Raw genomic sequence first — 4533 nt, 5'->3', positions numbered from 1 at the left:
CCACCAGGCCGGCGAGAAGAACGAGGGTGCGCATGGCGATGCTCCTGTCGACGTTGGGGGCATGCGGCCCCGGGCGGCGGCGCAAGGCGCATCATCGCGCTTCGCACGCCGAAGGCCAAGGCCCCCGGGAGCGTCCCGGGGCCCCGCCGCCCGGCCTCCTAGAATCGAACGCCCCATGGGAAGGACGTCGATGCTGTATCCGGAACTCTTCAGGCAACTCGAATCCGTGCGCTGGCACATGGACCGGGACATCCCCTGGCAGGACTTCGATGCCGGCCTGCTCACCGACGAGCAGGCGCAGACCATCAAGATGAACGCCATCACCGAGTGGTCGGCGCTGCCCGCCACCGAGATGTTCCTGCGCGACAACCGGCACGACAGCGATTTCTCCGCCTTCATGTCGATCTGGTTCTTCGAGGAGCAGAAGCACTCGCTGGTGCTGATGGAGTACCTCAAGCGCTTCCGCCCCGACCTGGCGCCCACCGAGGAGGAACTGCACGACGTGCGCTTCGACTTCGACCCGGCGCCGCCGCTGGAGACGCTGATGCTGCACTTCTGCGGCGAGATCCGGCTGAACCACTGGTACCGCCGCGCGTCCGAGTGGCACACCGAGCCGGTCATCAAGCACATCTACACCACGCTCAGCCAGGACGAGGCGCGCCACGGCGGCGCCTACCTGCGCTACATGAAGCGGGCGATGGAGAAGTTCGGCGACGAGGCGCGCGCCGCCTTCGCCAAGGTCGGCGTGCTGATGGCCAGCGCGCGCCGCACCGCGCAGGCGCTGCACCCGACCAACCTGCACGTGAACAAGGCGCTGTTCCCGCGCGACACCATCCAGAGCCGCATGCCCGACCCGGACTGGCTGGAGCGCTGGCTCGACACCCAGATCAAGTTCGACGCCGCCTGGGAGGGCAAGGTGGGCGAGCGCATCCTGCACAACCTGAGCCGGCTGCTGGGCCACAGCTTCAAGACGGTGCAGGAGCTCAACCGCTACCGCAAGGAACTGGCGGCCCGGCTCGGCCCGCAGCCCGAATACCAGGGCGCCTGAGGCGGCGCGGGCCGCCTTGTCACATCGGGCGGCCGCCGTCCGTCTTGACGTCATGGACGCCGCCACCGCCACCTTCGCCCGCCACCGCCCGCGCCTGAAGGGCATCGCCTACCGCATGCTCGGCTCCGTCGCCGAGGCCGAGGACGTGGTGCAGGACGCTTGGCTGCGCTGGCACGCCTCGGCCGGGCAGCCGCCTGACAACGCCGAGGCCTGGCTGGTCACCGTGACCACGCGCCTGGCCATCGACCGCCTGCGCGCGGCCCAGGTCCAGCGCGAGCACTACGTCGGCACGTGGCTGCCCGAGCCCGTGGTGGAGGCCGCCCGGGAAGACGGGCCGCCGACCCCCGAAGAACTGGTCGAGCGCGCCGACAGCCTGTCGGTGGCCTTCCTCGCCGTGCTGGAGCGGCTGGCGCCCGACGCGCGGGCCGCCTTCCTGCTGCGCGAGGTGTTCGAGGTGGACTACGCCGAGATCGCCGCCACGCTCGGCCGCAGCGAGGCCGCCTGCCGCCAGCTGGTGCACCGCGCCAAGGCGGCGGTGCAGGAGGAGCGCCCGCGCTTCGCCGTGCCGCGCGAGCGCCACCTGGCGCTGCTGCACAGCTTCGCCGAGGCGGCGGCCAAGGGCGACCTGCACGGCCTGAAGGCGCTGCTGGCCGAGGACGTGGCGCTGATCGGCGACGGCGGCGGCAAGGTGCCTTCCTTCGGCCGGCCGCTGGTGGGCGGCCAGCGGGTGGCGCAGGTGTACTTCGCGGTGGCGCGGCGCCACCCGGGCGCGCTGCGCGTCGAGGTGGCGCAGGTCAACGGCGCACCCGGCCTGCTGCGCTGGGTGGACGGCGTGCTGGAGTCCGTGCAGTCCTTCGAATGGGAGAACGGGCGCATCGTGCGCATCCATTCGCAGCGCAACCCGGACAAGCTGGCGCGCGTGGCGGCCGCGCGGGCTGCTGCTGCCTGACCTCGGCCCTCAGGCCCGCATCAGCGCCTCGATCTCGTCGCCCCGGACCGGCACGCCGCGGGTGATCAGCTCGCAGCCGGTCTCGGTGACGACGGCGTCGTCCTCGATGCGGATGCCGATGTCGTGAAACGGCTTCGGCACGTCGTCGGCCGCGCGCACGTAGATGCCGGGCTCGATGGTCAGCACCATGCCGGGCTGCAGGATGCGGCTGGGCCGGTTCTTGATGATCTCGCCCGAGAGCGGGTCCTTGCGCTCGCTGACCTCGCCCACCTGCGAGGGTTCGACGTAGCTGCCGCAGTCGTGCACGTCCATGCCCAGCCAGTGGCCGGTGCGGTGCATGTAGAAGCGGAAATACGCGCGCTGCTCGATCACGTCGTCGACGCTGCCGACCTTGTTCGCATCCAGCAGGCCCAGGTCGAGCATGCCCTGCGCCAGCACCTTCACCGTCGCGTCGTGCGGGTCGTTGAAGCGTGCACCGGCCTTCGTCGCCGCCACGGCCGCCTCCTGGCTGGCCAGCACCAGGTCGTACAGCGCGCGCTGCGGGCCGCTGAAGCGGCCGTCAGCCGGGAAGGTGCGGGTGATGTCGCTGGCGTAGCCGTCCAGCTCGCAGCCGGCGTCGATCAGCACCAGTTCGCCCGCGCGCACCGGCGCGGCGTCGGCGCGGTAGTGCAGCACGCAGGCATTCGCGCCGGCGGCCACGATGGAGCCGTAGGCCGGGAACTGCGAGGCGCCGAGGCGGAACTCGTGCAGCAGCTCGGCGTCGAGGTGGTACTCGCGCACGTCCTGGCCGGCGCGCAGCATGCGGGCGCTGGTCTGCATGGCGCGCACGTGGGCGCGGGCGCTGATGTCGGCGGCGCGGCGCATGGTGTCCAGCTCGTGCGCGTCCTTGATCAGGCGCATCTCGTCCAGCGGGCCGCACAGGTCGCGCTGCTGCTCGGGGCAGAGGGCGCCGAAGCGCACGCGCGCGCGTACCTTCTGCAGCCAGCCGTCCACGCGCGATTCCAGGCCCGCATGCGTGGCGAAGGGGAACCACACCGTCTCGCGGTTCTCCAGCAGCCGGGGCAGGCGCGTGTCCAGCTCGGCGACGGAGAAGGCCTCGTCGACGCCCAGCACGCCCGGCGCGGCCTCGGGCCCGAGCCGGTAGCCGTCCCAGATCTCGCGCTCCAGGTCCTTGGGCGCGCAGAAGAGGGTGGAGCGCCCGCTGCCGTCCAGCACCAGCCAGGCGTTGGGTTCGGTGAAGCCGGTGAGGTAGTAGAAGTAGCTGTCGTGCCGGAACGGGAAGTCGTTGTCGCGGTTGCGCTGGCGCTCGGGCGCGGTGGGCACGATGGCGATGCCGCCGGCGCCGAGCTGCGCGGCCAGGCGCGCGCGGCGGGCGGCATAGGGGGAGGAAGGGGTGTCGCTGCGGCTCATGGGGTGGCGTTCAACTGGGCGAGGCGTTCCGGCGTGCCGACGTCGGTCCAGCGGCCGGCGTACAACTCGGCGCTGACCAGGCCATTGTCCATCGCGGCGCGCAGCAGCGGTGCCAGCGGGGCCTTCACGCCCTGCGGGTTGCCCGGCGCAATGTCGCAGTACGGCGGCGCGAACAGGGCGCTGCGGTACAGGCCGATGGTGGAGAAGGTGAAGCGCGGCACGTCCGCGCCGGCCGGCGCGTTCAGGGCCCGGCCGTCGGGGCCGATGCCGAAGTCGCCCTTCGGGTTGTGCGGCGGGTTGGGCACCAGCCACAGGTGGGCGAGGGCGCCGCCGGCGGCGAAGCGGTCCGCCGCGTCCTGCGTGAAGCGGAAGTCCGGCGCGAACACGTCGCCGGCCGCGACCCAGAAGACGTCCTCCAGCAACGGCAGCGCGCGCACGATGCCGCCAGCCGTCTCCAGCGCGTCGCCGAAGTCGCGGCCTTCCTCGGAGTAGGCGATCGCCATGTCGCCGTGCCGGTTGCCGAAGCGCGCGGGGATCTGCTCGCCCAGCCAGGCCGTGTTGACCACCAGCCGCGTGAAGCCGCCGGCCGCCAGCGCCTCCATCGGCCACTGCATCAGCGGCTTTCCGTGCACGGGCAGCAGCGGCTTGGGGCAGGTGTCGGTGAGCGGGCGCATGCGCTCGCCGCGGCCGGCGGCCAGCACCATGGCGCAGGCGCGCGGGCCGGATGCAGAGAGTGCGGTCGGCGTCATGAGGCGGCGGCGATCGCGCGGCCGCGCTGCAGCGCCTGGCGGTCGGCGGCCGCCGGCTCGAACAGGGCCAGGAGGCCGTCGAGAACGCGCTGCGCCTTGGCCGAATGGTCGCCGCCGAAGTTGCACACGTACACGTCGAGCGTGACGACGCGGCGCTCCGGCCAGGTGTGGACGCACAGGTGCGACTCGGCCAGCAGCACGGTGGCGGTCACGCCGCCCGGACCGGCGTCCGTGTCGGGGAAGCGGTGAAAGAGCTGGCCGACCGATTGCAGCCCGGCTGCCTGGACGGCGGCCACGCAGCGCACGCCCAGGGCCTGCGCATCGGTCAGCCAGCGCGTGTCGCACTGGCAGTCGTGGAGGTCGGCGGTGAGGTGCAG

Annotated in this window: 5 protein-coding genes; 2 read left to right on the top strand and 3 right to left on the bottom strand. The window is 72.4% G+C overall.

Annotation, left to right across the window (positions count from 1 at the left end):
- The first annotated feature begins 190 nt into the window (after positions 1–190).
- Both ACIY1X_RS12550 and ACIY1X_RS12545 read left to right on the top strand, forming a co-directional pair.
- Positions 191–1048 (top strand): ferritin, encoded by an 858-nt coding sequence (locus ACIY1X_RS12550; protein ID WP_038200374.1) that lies wholly within the window; start codon positions 191–193, stop codon positions 1046–1048.
- A 52-nt stretch (positions 1049–1100) separates the two neighbouring features.
- Positions 1101–1997, top strand: coding sequence for an RNA polymerase sigma-70 factor (locus ACIY1X_RS12545; RefSeq protein ID WP_399680901.1), 897 nt, complete (start codon positions 1101–1103; stop codon positions 1995–1997).
- Positions 1998–2006: 9 nt separating this feature from the next.
- Here the strand turns inward: ACIY1X_RS12545 and ACIY1X_RS12540 are convergent, their stop codons facing one another.
- From ACIY1X_RS12540 to ACIY1X_RS12530, 3 genes are all read right to left on the bottom strand, one after another.
- A complete protein-coding gene (locus tag ACIY1X_RS12540; protein ID WP_399680899.1) occupies positions 2007–3407 on the bottom strand; it encodes an aminopeptidase P N-terminal domain-containing protein in 1401 nt (466 codons plus the stop codon).
- On the bottom strand, positions 3404–4111 hold the full coding sequence (locus ACIY1X_RS12535) for an NDP-sugar synthase (protein WP_399680920.1): 708 nt from the start codon (positions 4109–4111) through the stop codon (positions 3404–3406). The genes ACIY1X_RS12540 and ACIY1X_RS12535 overlap by 4 nt, the downstream gene beginning before the upstream one ends.
- Before the next feature lie 41 nt (positions 4112–4152).
- Positions 4153–4533, bottom strand: a 381-nt coding sequence (locus ACIY1X_RS12530) for an S-adenosylmethionine decarboxylase family protein (RefSeq protein ID WP_399680897.1), incomplete at its 5' end; no start/stop codon positions are given.

Origin of the sequence: Xenophilus sp. (assembly GCF_044462705.1) — a bacterium.
Classification (GTDB): Bacteria; Pseudomonadota; Gammaproteobacteria; order Burkholderiales; family Burkholderiaceae_C; genus Xenophilus; species Xenophilus azovorans.
This window is presented reverse-complemented; position numbering and strand designations above follow the sequence as displayed.

Coding starts and splice junctions, on each gene's coding strand:
- ACIY1X_RS12545 (WP_399680901.1), top strand. CDS start 1,101: ATGGACGCCGCCACCGCCACCTTCGCCCGCCACCGCCCGCGCCTGAAG.
- ACIY1X_RS12540 (WP_399680899.1), bottom strand. CDS start 3,407: ATGAGCCGCAGCGACACCCCTTCCTCCCCCTATGCCGCCCGCCGCGCG.
- ACIY1X_RS12550 (WP_038200374.1), top strand. CDS start 191: ATGCTGTATCCGGAACTCTTCAGGCAACTCGAATCCGTGCGCTGGCAC.
- ACIY1X_RS12535 (WP_399680920.1), bottom strand. CDS start 4,111: ATGGTGCTGGCCGCCGGCCGCGGCGAGCGCATGCGCCCGCTCACCGAC.